Source organism: Lysinibacillus sp. NPDC094403 (genome assembly GCF_050278745.1).
Classification (GTDB): domain Bacteria; phylum Bacillota; class Bacilli; order Bacillales_A; family Planococcaceae; genus Lysinibacillus.
Genome location: NZ_JBNNTL010000005.1, coordinates 256,175 through 281,048 on the forward strand (window position 1 = coordinate 256,175; position 24,874 = coordinate 281,048).

At 37.7% G+C, this 24,874-nt stretch carries 18 protein-coding genes and 2 pseudogenes; 4 read left to right on the forward strand and 16 right to left on the reverse strand.

Annotated elements, in window-relative coordinates; translation table 11 throughout:
* Nucleotides 1-641 precede the first annotated feature (641 nt).
* Nucleotides 642-1,898 carry an ATP-binding protein gene (locus ACQKMV_RS11165; RefSeq protein WP_427503944.1) on the reverse strand — a complete coding sequence of 419 codons (1,257 nt, stop codon included), beginning with the start codon at nucleotides 1,896-1,898 and terminating at the stop codon, nucleotides 642-644.
* A 277-nt stretch (nucleotides 1,899-2,175) separates the two neighbouring features.
* On the opposite strand from ACQKMV_RS11165, the pseudogene ACQKMV_RS11170 reads away from it, so the two are divergent.
* A pseudogene (locus ACQKMV_RS11170) lies at nucleotides 2,176-2,343 on the forward strand (helix-turn-helix transcriptional regulator); the annotation flags it as partial.
* Nucleotides 2,344-2,855: 512 nt separating this feature from the next.
* Here the strand turns inward: ACQKMV_RS11170 and ACQKMV_RS11175 are convergent.
* The 5 genes and pseudogenes from ACQKMV_RS11175 to citZ form a co-directional block, all read right to left on the reverse strand.
* Nucleotides 2,856-3,338, reverse strand: coding sequence for an immunoglobulin-like domain-containing protein (locus ACQKMV_RS11175; protein WP_427503945.1), 483 nt, complete (start codon nucleotides 3,336-3,338; stop codon nucleotides 2,856-2,858).
* 343 nt (nucleotides 3,339-3,681) lie between these two features.
* Nucleotides 3,682-4,173: pseudogene (locus ACQKMV_RS11180) on the reverse strand (DUF2785 domain-containing protein); the annotation flags it as partial.
* Nucleotides 4,174-4,346: 173 nt separating this feature from the next.
* A complete protein-coding gene (gene mdh / locus ACQKMV_RS11185; protein WP_427503947.1) occupies nucleotides 4,347-5,285 on the reverse strand; it encodes a malate dehydrogenase in 939 nt (312 codons plus the stop codon).
* Between the two features lie 317 nt (nucleotides 5,286-5,602).
* Nucleotides 5,603-6,865 carry an NADP-dependent isocitrate dehydrogenase gene (icd, locus tag ACQKMV_RS11190; RefSeq protein WP_403002948.1) on the reverse strand — a complete coding sequence of 421 codons (1,263 nt, stop codon included), beginning with the start codon at nucleotides 6,863-6,865 and terminating at the stop codon, nucleotides 5,603-5,605.
* An 80-nt stretch (nucleotides 6,866-6,945) separates the two neighbouring features.
* Entirely contained in the window at nucleotides 6,946-8,061 is a 1,116-nt protein-coding gene (gene citZ, locus ACQKMV_RS11195; protein ID WP_427425485.1) for a citrate synthase, read from the reverse strand.
* A 251-nt stretch (nucleotides 8,062-8,312) separates the two neighbouring features.
* Here citZ and ACQKMV_RS11200 point away from each other — a divergent pair, with 251 nt between their 5' ends.
* A complete protein-coding gene (locus tag ACQKMV_RS11200) occupies nucleotides 8,313-9,278 on the forward strand; it encodes an AI-2E family transporter (RefSeq protein WP_427503949.1) in 966 nt (321 codons plus the stop codon).
* Here ACQKMV_RS11200 and ACQKMV_RS11205 read toward each other — a convergent pair.
* The 8 genes from ACQKMV_RS11205 to ACQKMV_RS11240 all read right to left on the reverse strand — a co-directional run bounded on the left by ACQKMV_RS11205 (nucleotide 9,262) and on the right by ACQKMV_RS11240 (nucleotide 20,450).
* A complete protein-coding gene (locus ACQKMV_RS11205) occupies nucleotides 9,262-9,651 on the reverse strand; it encodes an FxsA family protein (protein ID WP_427503951.1) in 390 nt (129 codons plus the stop codon). The two genes, ACQKMV_RS11200 and ACQKMV_RS11205, sit on opposite strands and share 17 nt — an antisense overlap.
* A gap of 653 nt (nucleotides 9,652-10,304) precedes the next feature.
* Nucleotides 10,305-12,065 carry a pyruvate kinase gene (gene pyk / locus ACQKMV_RS11210; protein ID WP_427503952.1) on the reverse strand — a complete coding sequence of 587 codons (1,761 nt, stop codon included), beginning with the start codon at nucleotides 12,063-12,065 and terminating at the stop codon, nucleotides 10,305-10,307.
* 27 nt (nucleotides 12,066-12,092) lie between these two features.
* Nucleotides 12,093-13,052: a 6-phosphofructokinase gene (gene pfkA, locus ACQKMV_RS11215; protein WP_427503953.1), complete on the reverse strand. Its 960-nt coding sequence runs from the start codon at nucleotides 13,050-13,052 to the stop codon at nucleotides 12,093-12,095.
* Nucleotides 13,053-13,338: 286 nt separating this feature from the next.
* Entirely contained in the window at nucleotides 13,339-14,295 is a 957-nt protein-coding gene (locus ACQKMV_RS11220; RefSeq protein WP_427503954.1) for an acetyl-CoA carboxylase carboxyltransferase subunit alpha, read from the reverse strand.
* Nucleotides 14,288-15,136: an acetyl-CoA carboxylase, carboxyltransferase subunit beta gene (gene accD, locus ACQKMV_RS11225; protein WP_427503956.1), complete on the reverse strand. Its 849-nt coding sequence runs from the start codon at nucleotides 15,134-15,136 to the stop codon at nucleotides 14,288-14,290. Before accD ends, ACQKMV_RS11220 begins: the two co-directional genes overlap by 8 nt.
* A gap of 21 nt (nucleotides 15,137-15,157) precedes the next feature.
* Nucleotides 15,158-15,799, reverse strand: a complete 642-nt coding sequence (locus tag ACQKMV_RS11230; RefSeq protein WP_427503958.1) for a FadR/GntR family transcriptional regulator — start codon at nucleotides 15,797-15,799, stop codon at nucleotides 15,158-15,160.
* A 305-nt stretch (nucleotides 15,800-16,104) separates the two neighbouring features.
* The gene (dnaE, locus tag ACQKMV_RS11235) at nucleotides 16,105-19,188 is read right to left on the reverse strand and encodes a DNA polymerase III subunit alpha (protein ID WP_427503959.1); all 3,084 of its coding nucleotides are present in this window, start codon (nucleotides 19,186-19,188) and stop codon (nucleotides 16,105-16,107) included.
* A 317-nt stretch (nucleotides 19,189-19,505) separates the two neighbouring features.
* Nucleotides 19,506-20,450: a DHH family phosphoesterase gene (locus ACQKMV_RS11240; RefSeq protein WP_427503960.1), complete on the reverse strand. Its 945-nt coding sequence runs from the start codon at nucleotides 20,448-20,450 to the stop codon at nucleotides 19,506-19,508.
* Nucleotides 20,451-20,540: 90 nt separating this feature from the next.
* Between ACQKMV_RS11240 and ACQKMV_RS11245 the strand changes: the two genes are divergently transcribed.
* Complete coding sequence (locus tag ACQKMV_RS11245) at nucleotides 20,541-20,846, forward strand: YtpI family protein (protein ID WP_427425495.1); 306 nt, start codon at nucleotides 20,541-20,543, stop codon at nucleotides 20,844-20,846.
* A gap of 146 nt (nucleotides 20,847-20,992) precedes the next feature.
* Here ACQKMV_RS11245 and ACQKMV_RS11250 read toward each other — a convergent pair whose 3' ends face one another.
* Both ACQKMV_RS11250 and ACQKMV_RS11255 read right to left on the reverse strand, forming a co-directional pair.
* Nucleotides 20,993-22,300 carry a DRTGG domain-containing protein gene (locus ACQKMV_RS11250; RefSeq protein WP_427425496.1) on the reverse strand — a complete coding sequence of 436 codons (1,308 nt, stop codon included), beginning with the start codon at nucleotides 22,298-22,300 and terminating at the stop codon, nucleotides 20,993-20,995.
* Between the two features lie 151 nt (nucleotides 22,301-22,451).
* Nucleotides 22,452-23,135: a metal-dependent hydrolase gene (locus tag ACQKMV_RS11255; RefSeq protein ID WP_427503961.1), complete on the reverse strand. Its 684-nt coding sequence runs from the start codon at nucleotides 23,133-23,135 to the stop codon at nucleotides 22,452-22,454.
* 258 nt (nucleotides 23,136-23,393) lie between these two features.
* Here ACQKMV_RS11255 and ACQKMV_RS11260 point away from each other — a divergent pair, with 258 nt between their 5' ends.
* The gene (locus ACQKMV_RS11260) at nucleotides 23,394-24,482 is read left to right on the forward strand and encodes a M24 family metallopeptidase (protein WP_427503963.1); all 1,089 of its coding nucleotides are present in this window, start codon (nucleotides 23,394-23,396) and stop codon (nucleotides 24,480-24,482) included.
* Nucleotides 24,483-24,874: the final 392 nt, after the last annotated feature.

Here is a 24,874-nt window from a genome sequence, read left to right on the forward strand (position 1 = left end):
ATCTGTGCGAAAGCGAAGCGACAGCAACATGAATTATCTGTGCGAAAGCGAAGCGACAGCAACATGAATTATCTGTGCGAAAGCGAAGCGACAGCAACATGAATTATCTGTGCGAAAGCGAAGCGACAGCAGCATGAATTATCTGTGCGAAAGCGAAGCGACAGCAACATGAATTATCTGTGCGAAAGCGAAGCGACAGCAACATGATTTATTTGTACGTGCAACGTAGCAACAGCAAAAGTATGTTGTTCACGAAGGAGTCACCTTGTCTTCACTCCAAACAACAATCAACTTAATTTCATAGCATACGTTTTAACCAATTGTTTCCCCAAATCTTAGTTATGGCACCACCCAAATTAGAAGAAACCACCTCATATGAGATGGTTACCTCTTGCTAGCTATTCAATTAAAGCACCTCGTTAGTTTAAGTGTAATACTTCACAATCTTATTCAATTAAGGTTGTTTTAATCATTTAAATCATATAAATAAATTGGGTTTATACACTCCAAAATGGATACTATTGCGTTATTGTATCCGGATATTTTCTCAATTTCTTTTTCGTCTTTAAATTCTTCGTTTTCGAACTGTACTTTAGCAGCAAGCTCTAAATCGTCGAAATTTTTTTGCCCTACGATTTCTATTAGGAAGAAGGAATAATAATAGAAAACCGTGTTCCCTTTCCCTTTTCACTTTTTATTTCTATATCTCCGTTTAATCCTTTTACAATACTGTATGCAATCATCGTACCTAGCCCGGTTCCCTTCTCTTTTATAGAATAAAACGGCATAGCGATTCGATTTATCTCCTCAGAAGACATTCCAATTCCTGTGTCAATAATATCAATCACAATACGATTCTTTACCTTTTTCACATTAATTCGGAGCATCCCTCCATTAGTCATGGCTTCAATCCCGTTCGTTGCAATGTTAATTAAACACATTTTTAGATTATCGGTGTTGGCATATATATAATAGGAACATTCATTATCGCTTTCAACTTTAACATTAAATTGGATGGCGATCGGTAAAATAACCTCTATTACTTGCTCAACAATTGGTCTAATATCTAATAATTCTCTTGCAACATTTTGTGGTTTTATAAGGGACAAATAATCGTTAATAACGAGTTGTGCTTTTTCTAACTCCATTAGCATGACTTGCAAATAGTCATCCTTTTGTGTTTCAGAGATTTCGTTTTTACTAAACATCTGCATAAATCCATATACCGTAGTCAACGGGTTTCTTATTTCATGGGCTATAGACGCTGCTAATTCACAAGTCACCATAAATTTTTCTGCACGATGAATTTTTTCTTTCATTTTAAACCTTTCTATCATTCCTTCAATTAAATAAAGAGCCAATAAAACAGTCAGAATATTGATCACTATATAATTGAATAAAAAGTGAATAAAATCAGGTTGAACTTTATCGTTTATCCGTAATTGGTTCATTAAAGCGAATATAGAAAAGGAAATAGTGCAAAGAGACATAAGCAATAAGCTGAACAATATTTTTCTTTTTTTATAATAACCAGCAAGAAAATATTGGGATACCATAGTAATGGAAGTGGCCATAAAATATACAATAACTGCAGGGTAGACTCCGTCTCCACCTAAGTAAAAACGGTAAGAAACAAATATAACAGTAATAAAAATAAAACTCCTAAAACCACCATAGAGAACAGCTAAAAGGATTGGGATAAGCCGTAAATCATATATGTATCCACAATTAAACTTAAACGGGAATGTCATACAAAGAACAACCGCAATGGATGAAAGAAAGGAAATTAATATAGTATTACGCGCTTCTTTTCCATCTTTATCTAACCAAAATATTTGATAGAAAAAAATACAAATGATAATAATGAATGCATTTAATAATAATGTCGTTATCCCCATGATCAGCGCCCCTAAATTGAGTAATAAATGTTAGAAAAGTGATAAAACACAAAAGGTTAAGATAATTATAAACATTTTTTCAAAAAAAGAAAGATGTTGAAAAAAGTGTAAAAAAAAAATTTAACTAACCTGCTCCGTTAGTTAAATAATTCATTTGTTCTTTTTGGGTTAAATTGTATATTATAGATGTAAAGAAATCTTTACTTTTGTAAGCGTGGGAGGATGATTATAATTTTTTGAGGCTTTGAATCATTTCTTAGAAATGAAGCTGGATTAACAAGAACAATTTGCTAAGAAACTAAGAATAACGAGACAAACAGTTGTTGCTATAGTAAATCACCACCATTACAATCCTAGTTTAGAGTCGGCTCTTAAAATTCCTAAATTCCCCAACAAGAATGTAGAATATATTTTCATTTTGGAGGAGGAGTCTAGTGCAGTCTAACAGAAAAAAAAACGATAAGTATTTGGTTGTGCGTTGCGACTTTAGTTGTAATTAATTTGTTTGTTGCTCTATTTGAACAGCCATACTCATACGGGTCTATACCTATGAGTATAATTTTGCTTTTGGGAGCTATCCGATATTACAACGGAAAAAGAGAGCGAGATAATTGAAGACGAACCCACAATTTAGAATAGGAATAGGTACAATCAAATTTTACTTTTCTGGTTCTATCGTCATTGTATTAGCTGTTCTAGCTATACTACTTCTGAAGGGTATTAAATCTGTTTCAATAGCGAACATTATTTTAGCTTTTTTATTATATTGCTCGGAGGTTTTACATTCAACAGTTACCTTTCAAAAAAATAGGTACCCAGAATATGGGTGCCTATTTTTTTATTTGAATGGAGCACAAATTTTAGAAGTACCGAAGCTACAAGTAGTTTTTTTACATTTTCTGATTTCCTTCTTAAACTATCCTGCACCATTCGTCCTTACATACTAATTTTGTTTGGTTAATCAACTGTAAACTCCGCTGTCAAATGATACTTATCATAGCCACCAGCGTTTCTAAAATCCAGTATTTCTTTCACTATACGGTATTCACCGTTATCTAGACTTCCATAGAGCCAATCCCAATCAACTTTCCAATCCTTAACACCCGAAGAATCCAAGCTATAGCCAATATCCGTAAAAGCGGGGTTCCCATCTAAGGTAAATGGAACTTGGTACCATTTGCCCTTTATTTTCTTTTCCAACAAAAAATGTTCACCATAGCTGATTTGCTTGTCAGAGTTATTCTCAAATGTCACCGTCAATCCAGCAGGAGAGACCGTTCCTTCCTTTACAATCATCGTTACTCCATCAAGGTTGTTGGCAGTTCTGTATATTGTAGGTTCCGAGTCAGTTGTCGGTTCTCTTGTTTGACCTTCTGGTTCTCGGGAACAACCGACTATTGCAAAACTAATTCCTGCCAATACTATAAAAATTCTTTTCAAATTGTCTCCCCCTTTAATATTTAGACATTGATTTTAGAATAAAGTTTCAAAAACCTTGTTTCACTAAACTGCTCCGTTAGTACAATAAGAAAAAAAGTTTAGCTTTATAATAAAGATTGTTCAAATTAATACCTAATAGCGTTGATAAACAGGCAAAAAGAAAGAGCGTGTTTTAAAAAAAGATTAATCAAAACATGCTCATTATATATTTTATCGAATCATTCTTTTATAAAAAAGTTTGATCATTTCTATAATATTTCCTCCATTAAAAAGCGCTTTAATGGAGAAATAAACCAGCAAATCCCTCAGCCAATTCCATGGATTGGGACAACCCCTTAATCCTTTAACTAATAGAAAACCTGTTTAATTTTGCCTCAGTGCCAAGTATGGCAGTATTAAGCTCATTCCCTCGGCTATCTTGTCCCCTTCTGAAATAGAGACTGCGTAAAAAATTCTTGCTGTTCACGCGAGCAATCACCTGACTGCGACTTCTCGGCAAATTGCAGCATTGCGCTAAGCAGCTAATCCAATCAGCGATTTCTTGATGTGGAAGTAACTCTTTGTCAATCATCGTATCCACGATATTGGCCAACCGCTCATCATCCTCATCACTAAAAATATGTATTCCATTATGTAGCATGCCAGAAATAGCACTAAGAACCTCACGCAGCATTGCAACACTGCTCTCCTCGCACTGCACCAACTCAACAAAAACATCTGCACCGTGAGACGCGCTGTGAGCCCAACCTCCTACTGAAAGGTAACCCCGCAGATCCTTCTCCTCTTTATAATAACGGAGCATTGCTTGCATTAATTGCTCAATTTCTTCTTTACTTAATCTTACACTCGTTATGATTTAGGCAGTATACTAAGCTCCCTAAAACAATTCAGATATGACCCTCTCTCTATTTTCTAGTATCCCGTAATTTGTAAGAATAGCTCTTTTCAATCTCAATACTTAAAAAAAATCGAGTAGGAATGATTCCCACTCGATTTCATAAACTTTTATTAAGCTAAAACTTTCATAACGTCACGGACTGCCTCTGCCGATTTATCTAAAGCTGCTTTTTCATTGTCTGTTAATTCAAGCTCAAAGATTTTTTCTACACCATTCGCACCTAATAATGTCGGAACGCCTAGATATAAATCATTGTAGCCATATTCGCCTTCTAAGTATGCAATAGATGGAAGTATACGTTTTTGGTCTTTAATGATAGCTTCTGCCATTTCAATAAGTGCCGCTGAAGGAGCATAATATGCAGAACCATTACCAAGAAGGTTAACGATTTCAGCGCCACCTTTACGTGTACGGTCAACAATCTCTTCAAGGCGATCTGCCGGGATTAATGATTCTAATGGAATACCACCAGCGAATGAGTAGCGAGTAAGTGGCACCATCGTATCACCATGACCACCTAAGACAAAACCTGTGATGTCTTTTACTGAGATATTAAGTTCTTCAGCTACAAACGCACAGAAACGAGCCGTATCAAGTACACCTGATTGACCAATTACGCGATTTTTAGGGAAACCAGTTTCTTTGAATACTGTGTAAGTCATTGCATCAACTGGATTTGTAAGAACAAGGATTGTTGCATTTGGTGAGTACTTAGCAATTTCCTTGGAAACAGCTTTCATTACTTCTTGGTTAATTTGAACAAGATCGTCACGGCTCATACCTGGTTTACGAGCAACACCAGCAGTGATGATTACTACATCAGAATCTGCAGTATCTGCATAATTAGAAGTACCTTTAACATAAGAATCATAGCCTTGCACTGGTGCAGCTTCCCACATATCTAAAGCTTTACCTTTTGTTGGGTTTTCAGCTTGAGGGATATCCACTAACACTACATCACCAAGTTCTTTTTGAGCTGCTAAAAATGCTGCAGTAGCGCCAGTAAAACCGCTACCGATTACTGAGATTTTTTTTCGTTTCAGAGACATACGAATACACTCCTTTAAAATTAGGTTATTTAATCCATTATGCCTCGGCATAATTGCGTTAGGAATCGGCTTTGTGCAAGCACAAAGAACTCCTTTCCGATTCCGTGACATCAGCCGGAGGATTTTTTCAGCGGGTGTTTAAACACCCGCTGAAAAAAGCTAAAAGAGGGAGGAGAATAAATTCCCCTCCCTCGATTAAACAAGTTCATCGTAAATATTTTATTAAGCTAAGGTCAATAGAAATTTACATTTCACCCTAATTATATCGGCAGAATATACTTCCGCTTTAACTATAATTTCTATTTTAGAATAGAAAATTATAGGTTTTTGATTAATTCAGTTGCGAATTCTGAACATTTTACTTCTGTAGCGCCGTCCATTAAACGAGCGAAGTCGTAAGTTACAACTTTAGAAGAGATTGTTTTCTCTACAGATTTAGTAACCATGTCAGCTGCTTCTTGCCATCCTAAGTGTTCAAGCATTAATACACCTGAAAGTAATACTGAAGATGGGTTTACTTTATCTTGGCCAGCATATTTTGGAGCTGTACCGTGAGTAGCTTCGAAGATCGCGTGTCCAGTTACATAGTTAATGTTTGCGCCTGGAGCGATACCGATACCACCAACTTGAGCAGCTAATGCGTCAGAAATATAGTCACCGTTTAAGTTCATTGTAGCAACTACGTCAAACTCATTTGGACGAGTTAAGATTTGTTGTAAGAAGATATCAGCGATAGAATCTTTAACTAAGATTTTACCAGCTGCTAAAGCGTCAGCTTGTGCTTTGTTCGCTGCTTCTTCACCTTGTTCAGCTTTAATAGCATCGTATTGGTTCCAAGTGAATGTTTGATCAGCAAATTCTTTTTCAGCTAATTCATAACCCCATTTTTTGAATCCACCTTCAGTGAATTTCATGATGTTACCTTTGTGTACTAAAGTAACAGATGGGCGTTTATGAGTAATAGCATACTCGATAGCAGAACGTACTAAACGCTCAGTACCTTCTTTAGATACAGGTTTTACACCGATACCAGAAGTTTCTGGGAAGCGAATTTTGTTAACACCAAATTCAGTTTGTAGGAAGTTGATGATCTTTTGTGCTTGTTCAGAACCAGATTCGAATTCAATACCTGCGTAGATGTCTTCTGTGTTTTCGCGGAAGATAACCATATCAACGTCTTCTGGACGTTTAACTGGAGAAGGTACTCCATCAAAGTGACGTACTGGACGTAAGCATACATATAGGTCAAGCTGTTGACGTAATGCTACGTTTAGAGAGCGGATACCACCACCGATTGGAGTAGTAAGAGGACCTTTGATTGCGATTAGGTATTCGTTGATTTTATCTAAAGTTTCTTGTGGTAACCATTCACCAGTTTGGTTGAATGCTTTTTCACCAGCTAAAACTTCTAACCATTCGATTTTCTTTTCACCGTTGTAAGCTTTTTCTACTGCTGCGTCGATTACGCGTGATGCTGCAGCCCAAATATCTGGACCGATTCCGTCACCTTCGATGAAAGGAATCACTGGATTGTTTGGTACATTAAGTACGCCATTTTCAACTACAATTTTGTTTGACATTGATGTTGCCTCCTAAATTCATAATCATAGGACTGTGTTATCAGTAACACAGTCCCAAATATTCTAGCATATTTTCCGAATTAGCGCTCGCTGATTGGAACATATTTTTGCATGCCTGGTCCAACATACTCTGCACGTGGACGGATTAGGCGGTTGTTAGCATATTGCTCTAAAATATGAGCTACCCAACCAGAAGTACGAGATACTGCGAAAATTGGTGTGAATAGGTCATGATCAATACCTAAAGAATCATACACTGACGCAGAGAAGAAGTCTACGTTTGCTGGTAATTTCTTTTGTTCTACGATCATGTCATGGATTTTAACTGACATTTCATAAAGCTCTGGTTTACCAGTTAGCTCAGTTAATTTTTGTGACATTACACGTAAGTGTGGTGCACGTGGGTCGCCTTTGCGGTATACGCGGTGACCGAAGCCCATGATTTTTTCTTTGTTATCTAATTTATTTTGAATATAAGATTCAACGTTTTCAAGTGAGCCGATTTCAGTTAACATTTTCATAACTTGCTCGTTTGCACCACCATGAAGTGGTCCTTTTAATGCACCGATAGCTGCAGTTACACCAGAATAAACATCTGATAATGTAGCTACACATACACGTGCTGTGAATGTAGATGCATTTAATTCGTGGTCAGCATGTAATACTAACGCTTTGTCGAATGCTTCAACTTCGATTGCTGCTGGTTCTTCACCTTTAAGCATGTATAAGAAGTTTGCTGCATATCCTAATTCTGGTTTTGGCGCAACTGGCTCTAAACCTTTACGAACACGCGCAAATGCAGTAACTACTGTAGCAATTTTAGCTTGTAGACGGATAGCTTTACGGTAGTTAGCTTCAGTATCCATAACATCCGCTTCTTCATCGAATACACCAAGTAAAGATACTGCAGTACGTAGTGCAGCCATTGGATGTACAGTTGATAGTGGGTATGTTTTGAATTGGTCTACAACTGCTTGCGGAATAGTCATGTTGTCTGCCAATTGTTGTTTTAGTTCAGCTAGCTCGTCCGCTTTTGGTAAACGAGTATGCCATAATAAATAAATTACCTCTTCAAATGACGCGTTCTCTGCTAAATCATCAATGTTGTAACCAACATATGTAAGTGTGTCATCGATAATTGAGCTGATTTTAGATTCCGCTGCTACGATACCTTCTAAACCTTTAGTTGCTGACATAAATTATCGCTCCCTCATACTATATTTTTTAGTTGTAAATGCATTTATTAGGTCGCATTTACGTTTTTTGCTCATATGAACCATTAAGTAAATCGCTTACATTGCTATTATAATCATTTTTGACATCTTTGTGAATGAAAATCCTTCGAATAAAGAAAAAGGCGCACGAGCGATTATATATACGTTTCAAAGAGATTCTTTTGCATATATTGACATTAATTCATCATTTGAAATGGGGTGAATTTGTAAAAATGAGGAATATTAAATATTTTTCATACGAAAGAACTACAAGTGTTGTGTTTTTTATATTTTATTTGGTAATATTGTGGTTCGTATTACCTGTATCACTTGCGATTTTTTTGTCTTTTTCCACATATCCTATCATAAAATTTCTTAACTCGTATTGCAGGATTACCTATTGGCTTGCAGCAATTATTGTGGAAGCACTTATACTAACTTGCATTTTTCTTCTCGTGATCATATCAATCAACAGTATTATTCTTGTCTTCCCTGAAATCAGAGATACACTGCAAAATTTTCCACTTTTCAATGAATATGAATCAATGTTCATCCAAGTTTTAAAAGAAAAATCGCTTTCTATTTTCGATTCAATCTTTATATATATAGCTAATATTTTCCAACTGTTCATGAAGCATGTAATTGAAGTATTTATATTCCTTGTCGCTTACTATTTCGCCCTATTGGAAACTCGCAAATCCCGATATTGGTTTTTTCAATATGTGCCAAAAAAATTCCGCAATGAATGGCAGAAGCATTTTTCTAAAATAATGCAGCTATTTCATTACTTTGTGTACGTGGAGTTTCAGCTATTCACGATTACACTACTCATTCTTTGTGCGGGATTTATGATCCTCCAATTTGAACAAGCCATCATTAAAGCTTTTATAGTAGCATTTGCAGATGTACTTCCATTCTTTGGGATTGGAGTATTTCTTGTACCCATGAGCATTTACTTTTACTTAAAAGGCAATACCTTTTTATGTGTTGCTATTTTACTTTTGTATCTTTTCGTTCAATTAACAAGGCAGCTAGCTGATTCCATGCTTTGGTCAAATACATTACAATTACGTACATTCCACACCTTTTTCATCAGTGCTGCCTCTATTTTGTTATTTGGTTTTTATGGAATTTTACTTAGCCCCATATTTTTATTTTTGGCAGTTAAACTAAAGGAAAATACTATTTTTGAACGATGATAAATTGACCTTTTTTCATTTTTTTCCGCATCCAATAATAAAAGATTGGTTGGAACATTTTACGAGAAAAAGGCATGAGCAATAATAAACCAACAAGATCTGTTATAAAACCAGGTAATGCTAGAAGTACACCACCGCTGAAATTTAACACTGTATCAACTAATGCTGGCCCAGGAGCCTCTCCACGTCCTATCGTATTTTTTACCTTTTGTACAGAATTCATACCTTTATTTTTCACTACATAAATACCAATTATACTCGTAGCAACTATAAGTAATAATGTATTAAAAACACCAATATTTTGACCAATTACTATTAATAACGCCAACTCGGCTAACGCATAGACAATGAAACCAAGAAAAATTTTTCTCATATTTTTCTCCTTTCTATCTGAAAAAGCTATACCATTTATACGTTATTATAGCCCATTAAGTTTCATTTAAAAAATAATGGGTCCTATTCAATGAGAAGATGACGCTATTATTTTTATAGTAAATCTCATTCCATGAGAGAAAAGGAATGATTTCAATTTGGTTAAATATTGTTTAAACTAGGCAAATTCAGCTCGTCACCATAACGAGGAGTTGATCTCCGTTCCAGCTGGGCGCTTTTATCGCTGCCGCTTCGCTTTCGCGCAGAAAACATTTGTTGCTGTCGCTTCGCTTTCGCACAGATAAGACATTTGCCGCTGACGCTTCGCTTTCGCGCAGAAAACATTTGTTGCTGTCGCTTCGCTTTCGCACAGATAAGACATTTGCCGCTGGCGCTTCGCTTTCGCGCAGAGCAGAGCTTCCTGGGGGCGTCCGATGAGCCGCTTGGGGCAACAGGATGTTGGTCACGAAGGCGTTATCACAGGACGTGATGGTTTTAGCCTTCGTTCCTCTATTGCTAATCCCCAAGGAGTCGCCCAGCCTCCACTCCAATCAACTGCAAAATGCTATTTACTTCTATTTAATAAGAAAAGCTCTAGTACAATTATTTGCACTAGAGCTTTTTGTTATAGACAAGAACATTTGCTAAAAGAAGTTAAAGAACACTTGCATGCCCTTTGTAAATAACTCCTGTTTCAGCATCCATTGTAATTTCTTGATCGTGGCGAATCAATGTAGTGGCTTCTTTTACTCCGACGATAACAGGGATACCAAGGCTTAGTCCTACAACCGCTGCATGACTTGTTAGCCCACCCTCCTCTGTAATTAGACCAACACAATTTTCAAGTGCTGGCATCATATCACGATCTGAGCCAACCGTTACTAAAATGCATCCGTCTGTATCATAAGCTAGTGCCTCTGCTGCATTTTTTGCAACAACTGTTTTACCTACTACTGAAGCTTTACCGATTCCTTGACCACGAGCTAATAAATCTCCAATGATGTGTACCTTCATTAAGTTAGTAGTACCTGCTTCACCTACTGGTACACCTGCTGTAATGACAACTGCATCACCATGCGTTACTAAGCCATGCTTCAAGCTTTCATCAACAGCTAGCTCTAAAATTTCGTCTGTAGTCGAAACACGTTGACAAACAACTGGGTTTACACCCCAAACTAGTGTTAATGCGTGAGCTGTATTAGTAGAGCCTGTTACAGCGACAATCGGTACACCTGGGCGATATTTTGCAATCATTTTAGCTGTGTTACCACTTTCTGTAGGTGCTAGTACTGCCTTCACACCTAAGTTAATCGAAGTGTATGCTACTGCCTGAGAAATCGCCTCAGTCATATTTGCCTCTTTTTCACGACTACGTGTAGAGACGATTGCCTTATAGTCTAATGAATTTTCTGTACGCTGCGCGATTTTATTCATTGTTTGTACGGACTCTACTGGATAAAGCCCTGCTGCCGTTTCACCAGATAGCATAATTGCATCTGTACCATCGATAATTGCGTTTGCTACGTCACTAGCCTCTGCTCGTGTTGGACGTGGATTACGCTGCATCGAATCTAACATTTGTGTAGCTGTAATAACTGGTTTACCTACTTGATTACATTTTAAAATTAATTTCTTTTGTACAAGTGGTACTTCTTCTGCCGGGATTTCTACACCTAGGTCACCACGTGCTACCATTAATCCGTCTGAAACTAAGATGATTTCGTCGATATTATCGACACCCTCTTGGTTTTCGATTTTCGGGATAATTTGAATGTGGTTACCGCCATTTTGTTCAAGTAATTCTCGTATTTCTAGTACATCCTTTGCTCGACGAACGAACGAGGCTGCAATAAAATCAACACCTTGTTTAATACCGAATAGAATGTCCTGTGCATCTTTTTCTGTAATTCCAGGAAGCTGTACAGAAACACCCGGTACGTTAACACCCTTTTTATTTTTTAAGACACCTGCATTTTCAACAATCGTATGAATAAGGCCTTTTTCCATATCTTTTGCTAATACACGTAATTGAATAAGTCCATCATCTAATAAAATAATAGAGCTTTGCTCAACGTCCTCGATTAAACGATCATACGTTACAGAGAAGCTTGACTCAGTTCCTTCAACTTCAGTCATTGAAATATCAATTACTTGCCCTGCTGCTAAATGTAATTCTCCGTTTTTCATATTATGTGTACGAATTTCAGGACCTTTTGTATCGAGTAAAATCCCAACTGGTTTTCCTAATTTTTGTGCTACTTCGCGAATTAAATTAATACGTACTTCGTGCTCCTCATGAGAACCATGCGAAAAGTTTAAGCGGGCAACATTCATACCTGCTTCAATTAGTTTCTCTAATGTTTCTGGTGTCTCACTTGCTGGACCAATTGTACATACGATTTTTGTTTTTCTCATTTTCTGCCCACTCCGTTTTATGTCAAATTATATTGATAGTTCTTTCATTAAAGTGTATAAACTTACATCTGCCTCATGATTTTTTTCGAAAGCCTCAGGCATATCATAGTCAATAACTTGATGATTGCGGATACCTACCGCCCTGCCAGATTTTCCTTCCATTAACAGTTCAACTGCATGTGCACCGAATTGACTCGCTAGAACACGATCACGCGCAGTAGGTGAACCACCGCGTTGGATATGTCCAAGAACAGAAACACGTGTTTCTTTTCCTGTTCTTTCATATAATAGTTTTGCCAATTCACTACCAGACATGACACCCTCAGCAACTATAATAATGTTATGCTTTTTCCCGCGAGCTGCACCACGGTCTAAGCGTGCCACAATATCATCCAAATTATAATCTTCTTCTGGAATTAAAACTGTTTCAGCTCCAGCTGCAAGACCTGCCCATAAAGCAATGTCCCCTGCATCTCGCCCCATTACTTCAACTATAAAGGAATTTTCATGGGAAGTTGCTGTATCACGGATTTTATCAATTGATTCCACGACCGTATTTAGTGCAGTATCGAATCCTATAGTATACTCGGTTCCAGGTACGTCGTTATCAATTGTTCCTGGTACGCCAACAACAGGAAAGCCTTTTTTCACTAAATCCATAGCTCCACGGTAAGAACCATCGCCGCCAATAACGACTAGTCCTTCAATGCCAGCTTCACGCATATTATCAATGCCTCGCTGCTGAACAGCGTCTTCTTTAAATTCAGGACATCTTGCTGAATTTAAATGTGTACCACCACGTTGAATAATGCCACCTACTGAACCTAAATCAAGATCTTCCATGTTACCTTTTATTAAGCCATCATAGCCATGCTTAATTCCGACAACATCAATTCCATGATATGCTGCTTTACGAACGACTGCACGAATGGCTGCATTCATTCCTGGCGCATCTCCACCACTTGTTAATACGGCAATTTTTTTCATTGTCGAACCTCCTGCAGATACTATTATTATTCACATTAACATGAAAAAACAAACTATGTAAGTGTTCTGAGGCTACAAAAACATAACTTTTACATAAAAAATAAAAAGAATGCGCTTTCACACACTCTTTTCACTTAAAATAAACCGAAATTTAACATTTTTTCAAAGAATCTGGCATTATTTTTTGCGCTATTTATTCTTCCATCATTAGGATTTTTATTATTTTAAAACATAATTTTTATCTTTTTTCGAGCAAATTTACATGTCCAAAAACCTAAAATTGAAATTATGCTTCTGTATATTGTCCAATCTTTCTGAATTTCTCGTAACGGTCCTCAATTAATTGTTCGCCATTTAAAGAAATTAATGCTTTAAGTGTATCGCTTATACATTCTTTTATATTAAGTGCTTGCTTCGCTACATTGCGATGTGCTCCACCTGTAATCTCAGGGATAATTCCATCAATAACACCAAGCTCTTTTAAGTCAGGTGCTGTTATACGCATTGCTTCAGCTGCTTGCTTCGCTAGGCTACCATCACGCCATAAAATCGACGCAGCCCCTTCTGGCGAGATAACCGAATACGTTGAGTTTTCTAGCATAAAGACACGATTTGCTACACCTAATGCAAGTGCACCACCGCTTCCGCCTTCCCCAATAACGATTGAAATAACCGGTACTGTTAAGCCCGCCATTTCAACTAGATTTCTAGCAATCGCTTCGCTTTGACCACGTTCCTCAGCTGCCTTACCTGGATAAGCACCTTTCGTATCAATAAAACAAATAATTGGACGGTTAAACTTCTCAGCCTGTTTCATTAAACGTAATGCCTTACGATATCCTTCAGGGTGTGGCATACCGAAATTCCGACGTATGTTTTCCTTTGTGGATTTTCCGCGTTGGTGTCCAATAATTGTTATCGGCTGTCCCTCAAAGAAAGCAATTCCTCCAAGAATAGCTGCATCATCGCCAAACGTACGATCACCATGTAACTCAATAAAGTTTTCACACATAGCTTCTATATATTGTAAAGTTGTTGGTCGTTCAGGATGTCTAGCAACCTGTACACGATCCCATGGCTTCATATTGGCATAAATAGATTGTTCAAGCTGTGTCAGACGTGTTTCAAGCTTTTCGATTTCGCCTGTCATATCTACATCTGCTTCGGTAGCAATCATTTTTAATTCATCAATTTTTTCACGTAGTTGTACTACTGGTTCTTCAAAAGCTAAATTTTTAGACATGTTGCACGCCGCCTTTCGTATGCATTTTTACAAGCACCACTACTTGGTTTCGTAAATCTTTTCGATGGAAAATGGCATCAAGCTGACCATGTGCTAGTAAAAATTCTGCCGTTTGGAAATCACTTGGTAGTTTTTCTCTTACTGTTTCTTCGATTACACGACGACCAGCAAAGCCAATCAATGCTTGTGGCTCGGCAATATTAATATCTCCAACAGAGGCAAAACTCGCAGAAACGCCACCTGTTGTAGGATGTGTGAGAATTGAAATAAACAATAGACCTTCATCACTATGACGTTTTAATGCAACACTCGTTTTTGCCATTTGCATTAATGATAGGACGCCTTCTTGCATGCGCGCTCCGCCACTTGCAGTAAAGATAATAAACGGTACACGTAACTCAGTAGCTTTTTCCACAGCACGTGTAATTTTTTCTCCGACAACTGAGCCCATTGAACCCATACGGAAATGAGAATCCATAATTGCTACAACAATTTCTTCTCCATCAAGGGTCCCTATTCCTGTCAGTACAGCTTCGTTTAATCCCGTTTTTTGTTGATCGGCTGAAATTTTTTCAACATAAGCTGGGAAATTAAGCGGATTACTTGTTTGTAAATGATCGTCCATTGAAACAAATGAACCTTCATCTAAAAAATAGGCTACGCGCTCCTGTGCTGTCATTTTGAAGTGATGGTCACATTTTGAACATACTTTATGATTTTTTTCTAATTCCTTTGTTAATTGAATGTGACGGCATTCTGGGCATTTTGTCATAAGTCCTTCTGGAAATCCCTTTTCTTGTCCATCCTCTTTCTTTTTAGTAAATAGGCTGCGAATTGCCATGTTTGACTCCCCCTTTGTTGTCTAATTACTTCGTACAGTCTTCATCCACTGCTCGTAAGCCTTTAATGCTTCTCTTTCATAGCCTAGCTGCATCGACTTCAACATAGTTTGAATGATCAGTTTTTCTTCTTCTGTTGAGTTTCGATTTAAACGGTCACCGTCATAAACTGCTAACTGAAACCATACTTTTAGTGAAAGACGATTTCCTGACGTGATTATTATTTCCCGTAAAACATCCAGACAATTAATCGTACCTTCTATCTCTAGCTTTACAAAAAAACTGTCCCACACAGGTAGTGTTCGCAGAGTCTCTGTACAACTTATTACGCGAATTGCTTCCTTTTCATGAATTTGTCGCGTTAATTCGACATCCTTTTTTGATTTTTCATCTTCTAATATAAACATCGACAGTATTTCTACGAGCTGATGCTTTTGTGTGGAAGCTAGGAATGTACCTCCGCCATGTTTCGTTTCAATAAGACCTAACAATTCTAAGCTTCGCAATGCCTCTCTCACGGAGGATCGCCCGACACCTAGACGTTCTGAAAGGACTCGTTCGGAAGGGAGCTTTTCACCAGCCTGTATTTTTTCCGTTTTAATAAGTTGTCGTAATTGCTGGACGATATCTAAAAACACTTTCTTTTGTTCGGTTTTTTTATCCATACGATCAACTCCTCGTTCTATCAATTTCCCCTTGGCCTAATTGTAGCTGACGCTTCGCTTTCGCACAGAAAACATTCGTTGCTTTCGCTCAGATAAACAATGCGTCCAAAGGCTTTATCTTCATTCAGAAAGTGTTTGGATACCTAACTAAATCCACCACCTTCAGAAGATGGAGTCTTCTACTGAACGAAGATAAAAGTGGTCTGGCCACTTTTCAACATTGACTCTAGCTTACAAAATAATTATTAAAAAGTAAAGAAAAAACTGCATAAAGAATTATGCAGTTTCTAAAATTTTCTTCAATTTCATATTCTTTTCGTCGCCTGTGCATGTTTTACTTTCACTTGAGGTTTACCAAAGCGCCTTTCAAGCGTTCCCTCAATGTAAAGCAATTCATCTTCTAATAACAGCTCTTGAACAAGATGAAAAACTTGCGGGAATAAAGTTACAGACACCGTTCCAAACTCATCCTGAAGCTGCACAAAGGCCATTTGCTCACCTTTTTTTGTACGTATTTTTTTTACTTCTTCTATCATGCCAATCATTTTTACATACGTACCCTCACGAGCATGCTTTAACTCCCGGCACGTACTATTAACTTCATTCCAAAAAGCTCTTTCCTCTGAGACCGGATGTGCTGAAATATAAAAACCAAGACTTTCCTTTTCATGGAGTAATTTTTCTTTTTGTGGCATCGCTTCCGCTTCCATATACTTCGGCTTACCAAAACTAAAGGCAGTAGCCGATTCTATATCAATATCCTCAGTTGGTCTTAACAGTTCAGCATGCTTTAAGGCTGCCTCCAATGTTGCAATGAGTACAGCACGATCTTTATCTAAATAATCTAGAGCCCCAGCGAAAATTAAAGACTCCATTACTTTTGGTTTAAAATGCTGTGCACTTAAGGCAACTGCCAAATCAAATAAATTATCAAATGCTTCTGGATTCGTTTGGCGTAACGCATTTATTTTTTCTATAAATGTATAGGGTACACCCTTTATTCCGGATAAGCTATAGCGAACTCCATCCTTTTCAACAGTAAAAAATTTTGTACTTTGTTTTAATGAAGGTGGGTAAAACGGAATCCCTTTTTCCTTTGCTTCATTCTCAAGCTGCAGAATTTTATCCACATTTCCGGTTGCATTTGATAATAACGCCGTATAAAAGCTTTGTGGGAAATGTGCCTTTAAATAAGCCATTTGATAGGAAATAACGCTATATGCGACTGCATGGCTTTTTGGGAAACCATAGTCTGCAAAACGCACAATTAATGCATACACTTCTTCTGCCACATGAACGTCAAAGCCTTGTTTCATTGCTCCGTTTACAAATGCGGCACGTTGCTCCTCTAATACTTGACGATTTTTTTTACTTACTGCCCGACGCAATAAATCCGCTTGTCCCATCGTAAAACCAGCCATCACCGAGGCAATTTGCATGATCTGTTCTTGATAAACAATGACACCAAATGTCTCTCGTAAAATGGGTTCTAAAGCAGGATGTGGCATAGTAACCGATTCTCTTCCCGCTTTCCGTCTTGCATATACAGGAATAAAATCCATCGGACCAGGGCGATACAACGCATTGACTGCCACTATATCTAAAAAATGGGTTGGATGAATATCACGTAAAGCTTGCTTCATACCTTCCGATTCTAATTGAAAAATCCCTAAAGTATCTCCCATTTGAAGAAGCTGAAATGTCTTTTCATCTTGCATAGGAATAAGCTCAAACTCTATCCAAGGGCCACCTGCTTTATAAATCGACCAACGTATCTGCTCTAAAATTGTCAGATTGCGCAAACCTAAAAAATCCATTTTCACAAGCCCACAAGCCTCTACATCTCCCATCGGCCACTGCGTACAATATATTCCATCATGCCCTTCTTCAATCGGTATCGTATTGACTAATGGTGAAGGTGACAGCACAATCCCAGCCGCATGAGTAGAAGAATTTCTTGGCAACCCTTCAAGTTTTAACGCCACCTCAAACCAGCGACGATGCTTTTCATCCTCGGCTAGCCAGCCTTGTAAGCCTTGTGATTCGGCCAGTGCTTTCTGCAATGTTATTCCAGGCTTATTCGGAATCATTTTTGAGATTTTTTCCAAAGTTTCAGCGTCAAACCCAAAAACACGAGCAACATCTCTAGCAACAGCCTTAGCAGATAAAGTACCAAACGTAATAATTTGCGCAACATTTGCCTTTCCATATTTCTGAGCGACATAGTGAATGACTTTTTGTCTTTTACTGTCGACAAAATCGATATCTATATCTGGCAGTGTAACACGTTCAGGGTTTAAGAATCGTTCAAATAATAAGCCGTATACTAATGGGTCTACTTGTGTTATGGATAAACTATAAGCTACAAGAGAACTTGCTGATGAACCACGGCCAGGACCTGTTAAAATACGGTTTTCTTTAGCAAAACGCATAAAATCTGCAACAATTAAAAAATAATCTGCAAAGCCCATTGAACAAATAATTTCAAGCTCGTATTGAAGTCGCTCCTGATAAACTTGAGGAATTTCAATTTGCTTAAAACGATCCGCCAATCCTGCAAAAGCCTCTTTGACAAGCAAGCTTTCGGCTGTTTCATCAGTTGACACAGGAAATTTAGGCATTTGAACGTGCATTTCAGGAATTTCCGCCGTACAGCTAGCTAGCATCGTCGCACTAGACTCAAGCCATTCTGGATGATCTGCAAACCAACTTTGCCATTCCTCCTTCGTTGGAGCGAAATAACCTTGTAAATGTGCTGATAACATTGTATCGGTAAGCTTGTCACCTGCATCTATTGCTCTTGCAACCTCAAAGGCATAATGATCTTCCGGACGTAAAAAATAGCAGCTCTGAGAGGCAACCATCGTTATGTTCATAGTTTCACACCATGCTACAAACATTTCTTCTTTTTCAGCTATTATTCCTGCTGGTCTGGCAATACCCATAAATAAACACTTACCAAATACCTTGTTTAGAGCACTTGCTACTTCATTCCAATCCTCAATTTCTACTAAATCATCCGAAGAAAGTAATGCCACACATCCCGCTGCATATCCTTCAAGCCATTTCCACGGTAGTGCATCATCTTCTCTAATAGAAACTGCACTACTAATCTTTAAAAGATGTTGGTAACCTTCTTGCGTCTGAGCATACAGCACAAGTGGAACCTTTCTTTCTTGCCATTGTATGTTTATCGAGAGCCCTAATACAGCATGAATATTCGCTTGCCGCAACGCTTTACAAAAAGGCAAAAGCCCGTACAATTTTGAATTGACGATTGCACAGGCCTGAGTATTTTGCTCTTGTAAAAAAGGGATCAATTGTTCAAGCCGAATCGTACTTTTCAATAAATCCGCGCTCGTATGCATTTTCGTATATACATGTGTCAAATGAATCCCTTCCTTTCTAGGTATTAAAGATAATATTAAATTTAAAGCTTTGAATAAAGAAGGTGTATTTATTAACCATTTTTATCCAAACTAATTAATTAGAAGGCTCTGATTTCCGCTACAGGCTACTCACTTTCCCGCGGGAGTCGAGTAACCCTACGCTACAATCAGTTAAAATGAAAATATATTAGCAAAATAGCAACAAAAAAATCCTTTATCGCTCAATATCCCCAATCAACACGCCTGTATTATTATTTTAGTTAGCGCACGATCGTCGCAAGATCACAGTCTTATTGGTTCGCAAGCGAATCATCACGTTATTGATATGCCTTACAAATTTCCTGTAATCTCGTTATAACATGGTCTGCTTCTTCCCATGAGTAAGCTGTAGCCCCAGAAGCGAGCGGATGTCCACCACCATTAAATTCCTTTGCCAAAGTGTTAATAATAGGACCTTTTGAACGTAAACGCACACGAATCTGATCGGCCTCTTCAATGAGGATCACCCATGCACAAATACCTTTCACACTTCCAAGACAGCCAACTAACAAGGAGGCCTCTGACGGTACAGCATCGAATTCTGCCAGCAATTCCTTTGTCAGCTTGATATGTGCTGCTCCATACTCATCCATTTTGAAATTTTGATAAATATAGCCCTGTAAATTTAAAAGCTTTTGATCCATTTCATACATTCCATCGAAAATTTGGTTTCGATCAAAATTATATGCAATAAGCTCTCCTGCAATTTTAAACGTTTTTACGGTTGTGCTAGGGAATTGGAAACGTCCTGTATCCCCTACAATTCCAGCAAATAATAATCTTGCGGAGGCATGAGGTAGAATCCAGTTTGCTATCTGTTTCCCTTCCTCAAAAAGCTCATAAATCATTTCACTACAAGAGCTCGCATTCGTATCCACCCACAGTAAATCACCATACGCATCATCATTTGGATGATGATCTATTTTAATGACCATTTTACCCTTTGTATAGCGTTGATCGTCTACACGTTCAGTATTTGCCGTATCTGTTACTATAACTAAAGCATCGTCGTATATATCATCCGTAATGTGGTCTGGTTTCGCTAAAAAGGATAATGATTCATCATGATCACCTACAGCAAAAACTTTCTTTTCCGGATAATTTGCTAAAATTAGCTCTTTTAACCCTTGCTGCGATCCATAAGCATCTGGATCTGGACGCACATGGCGATGAATAACGATTGTTTCATATGAAGCAATTGTGTCGATGATTTGTCTTTTCAAATTAATTCCCCCAAAAATGATAGTAATAACCGTTAGCATTTTTCTTCAATAATAGTTACAATAATGACTAGTTATGCTAGGAGGTTTACTATGCTCAATTTAATATTTGTGTTTGCAATAATCATATCATTTGTTTTTTATTTTTATTTTAAAACAAAACAGTTTCGTTCACCATTACCGATCGCTAAAAATTGGTACAAAAGTAAAGCCAATGTAAGTTTTGGTGCATTTATTCTTTTATTTGGTTTAAACCAAGCATATTTATTCCCTGAGTTATATACATTTATTATTGTAGCAATTCTTGTCGTTTTAGGCATCTTTGTTATTATCGAAAATATTAAAAAGGTTCGTCACTACGGTCAATTTGTTGAAGAAGAATACCGTATTAACAAATGAATAATCAATTATGCCTCGGCATAATTGCGTCTGGAATCGGTCGTTGCCATAGGACGTGACGTTCTTAGACTGAGTTCCGACACCCGCTGAAAGAAGTAAAAGGGATGGCCTAGCATTTACCCTAGGCCATCCCTTTTTGTCTTTTCTTAACGTTCTAGTAGTTGGAACATCATCATTGCCTTCCCTACAAGAATTTGTTGATTGAACACTTCGAAGTCCATTTTCACAAACTTACGACTCATATCTAGTATTCGAGGCTTTACAATAAGTGTACTTTCCATTTGCACAGGCTTGATGAAATAAATCGTCATGTTTTCGGCAACTGCATCCCCACGTTTACGACGCTTTAACGCAAATGAGCCAACTTCCGCTAACAAAGTTGTAAATGCTCCATAAGAAATTGCCCCATATTGGTTTGTCATTTGAGGTGTTACTTTAAACTCTACGATTAGTTCTTCATCGCCAAGCACCTTCATCTCATTTTTCACTAAATCATCGATTGTTTCACCATGTTGTGGTTGTCTTTGAGCAAGTTGAAGCGCTTTTAGTACATCTTGTCGACTAATAACACCTTGCAAAACATTGTCATCATCAACGATTGGTAACAGGTCAATTCCTTCCCAAATCATACGATGTCCTGCAGAAGCAACACTCATTTTCATCGATCCAGCAATCGGATTTTTTGTCATAACCTTTTCAATAAGCTCGTTTTCTTCTCGTCCAATAACGTCTTTTACCGTAATCATCCCAGCAAGCTTATTGTTTGCTGTAACAACAGGAAATGCACCATGAGTTGTTCGTTCATTTAGCTTTTGGAAATGATGAATTGTTTCATCATTTCGAAGAACAGCCGTATCAGTCATCGGTACATAAATATCTTCAATAAATAAAATATCTTTTTTGATTAATTGGTCATAAATTGCACGGTTAATCATTGTTGCCACGGTAAAGGTGTCATAGCTTGTTGAAATGATTGGTAGGTCCAAGGAATCTGCGAGTAACTTATTGTCCTCAGTTGTATCAAAGCCCCCTGTAATTAAAACAGCTGCCCCAGCTCGCAGTGCATTTTCATGTGCTCTAATACGATTACCTACGATTAGCAAGCTTCCTGCATCTGTATAACGCATCATATCTTCTAATTGCATGGCACCAATAACAAATTTCGTTAACGTTTTATGTAGACCCGTTTTTCCACCTAAGACTTGGCCATCTACAATGTTAACTATTTCAGCGAAGGTTAATCGCTCAATATTTTCTTTCTTTTTCTTCTCAATACGAATTGTTCCAACACGTTCAATAGAGCTTACTAAACGACGATTTTCCGCTTCTTTAATGGCACGGTATGCCGTTCCTTCACTCACCTGCATTTCCTTTGCAATTTGACGTACTGAAATTTTATCGCCCACGGGTAGTGATTCGATGTATTGTAAAATTTTCTCATGTTTTGTAGACAAATTATCACCTATTTCTCAAGCATCAATTCTGCTCTTAGTGTACCATATTTTTTATCAAAATATTTAATATAAAGTGATGAATTTGTTTTCTTTTCCCATCGTTTCAACTACGCACGTGGTGCCAATCCATATAGTACAGCTGTGTCGCTGATTAGGAACAGTTTACTTTTTCACCCGCTTTTAAAATTTGAACCTCTGCATTTTGCACTAAATCTGCAAAATTTTGTGGATCCTGCTCGATTGGAGGGAAAGTATTATAATGAACTGGTACGACAATTTTCGGCTTCAAAAATGAAACTGCACAAGCCGCATCTTCTGGGCCCATCGTGAAGTTGTCACCAATTGGTAAAAATGCAACATCAATAGGATGGCGTTCTCCAATTAATTTCATATCACTAAACAACGCCGTATCCCCTGCATGATAGATAGTTAATCCTTCGATAAACAATAATATTCCAGCAGGCATTCCCATATATATAATTTCGTTATTTTCAGTTACATATGACGAACCATGGAAGGCTTGGGTAAATTTTACTTTACCAAAATCAAATTCCTTGGCTCCCCCTATATGCATCGGATGCGCTTTCACTCCTTGCCAAGAAATCCAATTAGCTAGCTCATTTGGTGCGATGACGAGTGCATCTTTTTTCTTTGCAAGCTCCACAGTATCACCAACATGATCATTATGGCCATGTGTAAGTAAAATAATATCTGGTGCTTCATCAGTAACCTTTAAATCTGTTTGCCCATTCCCATTAATGAATGGATCTATCAATATTGTTTTCCCATTTGATTGAATTTTGACAACTGAATGTCCATGATAACTAATTTCCATATATGTTTCCTCCCTGCAGTACATATTGTGCTACATCATTTTTATTCGCTATCCATGCGATTTTTCCCTTTTTTTGATATGCTTGTACAGAGAATAATAGCATCCTTTCCTAACAAAGCTATACCCTGTTAGGAGACAATTATTCATCGCGTCGAATTCGAGTTATAGATTGCTCAAAGGTCGATGCCTCATCATGCAGGCTATTATTTTAGTTGAGCACGCGAAATTTTTTTAATGCAAAAAGAGGAGGAAATGTTTATGTCAAAGGTTGAAGAAATTCAAAATTATTTGCAACAAAACCAAATTGATGCCGCTTTCGTAACGACACCAGACAATGTTTTTTACGTTTCAGGCTTTAAAAGTAACCCACATGAGAGATTACTAGGTGTGGTAATTTTTAAAGAAGCAGAACCTTTTTTAATTTGCCCACAAATGGAGATCCCCGATGCGAAGGATGCAGGTTGGTCTTACGAGGTCATCGGTCACCAAGATACTGAAAATTCAATGGAAGTTCTTGCACAAGCGATTAAAGATCGAAATGTTAACCCACAAACGTTTGCTATCGAAAAAGCTCAGCTTATTGTAGAGCGTTTTGAAGCTTTACAACAATCATTCCCGCAGGCAAGTTTTGTCCGTCTCGACGAAAAAATCAATGCTATGCGAGTAATTAAAGATGAAAATGAATTAGAAAAATTACGTAAAGCTGCCGAACTAGCTGACTATGCTATTGAAATCGGCTGTAAAGAAATCGCTGAAGGCAAAACAGAAATGGAAATCTTAACAGCGATAGAAAGTGCCATTCAGGATAAAGGCTGCAAGATGTCCTTTGAGACAATGGTATTAAGCGGTCCAAAAACAGCCTCTCCACACGGGAAACCAGGTGCTCGAAAAATAGAAAAAGGCGATTTGATATTATTTGACCTTGGTGTAATTTACGACGGTTATTGTTCTGACATTACACGTACTGTTGCCTTTGGTGAACCTAGTGAGGCACAAAAGGAAATCTACAACACAGTCCTTTCTGCTAATACAAATGCAATTGCAGCAGTAAAACCAGGTGTTCGCGCAATGGATTTAGATAAAATCGCTCGTGATACTATTACTGAAGCAGGCTATGGCGAATATTTCACACACCGACTTGGTCACGGTCTCGGCATTTCTGTACATGAATTCCCATCTGTGACAGGCGCAAATGAAATGACAATGGAGGAAGGCATGGTCTTCACAATTGAACCAGGTATCTATAAATCTGATGTGACTGGTGTCCGTATTGAAGATGATGTAGTAGTAACAAAAGACGGAGTAGAAGTACTAACAAAATTCCCGAAAGATTTGATTGTACTATAATTCAAAATCCGGATACAATTACGCCAAGGCGAAATTGATTTAATGAATCCTATAGAAAAGGAAGGAAGCAACCAAACAGGATGCTTCCTTTTTTAGTGGTAAAAAACCGGATGGTCAGGGAGTCTTTGCGAATATTGAGCGCTTTAAATGATGGTGATTTCCGTTTAAGACTACTCGCTTTCGCAAAGATTTTCTGAAGTTTCACTTTATAACTATAAATCAAAGTGACACGTTAGAAGATACACGCTATGTGAAGTAGTTGATTGGAGTGGAGACTGGGCGACTCCTTGGGGATCAATGAACTGCACCCGAATTATTGGACTTTAAAATTCTAATAAAAGAGGTGCAGTTTGTGATTTCCGATGAACAAAAATTAACAGCTATTGTCGCTT